This window comes from Zoogloea sp. LCSB751 (assembly GCF_002028455.1).
In the GTDB taxonomy this organism is placed as follows: Bacteria; Pseudomonadota; Gammaproteobacteria; order Burkholderiales; family Rhodocyclaceae; genus Zoogloea.
Map to the genome: position 1 here is coordinate 1 of NZ_MWUM01000343.1, position 258 is coordinate 258.

A 258-nucleotide genomic window follows, 5' to 3' on the forward strand; every position below is an offset into this window, starting at 1 on the left:
AGCTATTGATTATTCTCGCCATTGTCATCGTGTTGTTTGGTACTGGACGCCTGAGTGGCATCGGTTCGGATCTGGGCAAGGCCGTGCGGGGATTTCGTAACATGCTGGGCGAAAAAGAGAGCCAGTAAGAAAACACCATCCGGTTACCCCCAATCTCTGCAGCCTTTGGTCGCGTCGGGCCGTCAGCATGACGGAGTGCGGGATGCGAGTAGCCGGATACCAAGCGGGGCATTGCTGCCTCCATCAACATAAGGAAAT

At 54.7% G+C, this 258-nt stretch carries 1 protein-coding gene; it reads left to right on the forward strand.

What is annotated here, in order from left to right; translation table 11 throughout:
* Positions 1-5 precede the first annotated feature (5 nt).
* Positions 6-128 carry a twin-arginine translocase TatA/TatE family subunit gene (locus B4920_RS26885; protein WP_079437603.1) on the forward strand — a complete coding sequence of 41 codons (123 nt, stop codon included), beginning with the start codon at positions 6-8 and terminating at the stop codon, positions 126-128.
* Positions 129-258 lie beyond the last annotated feature (130 nt).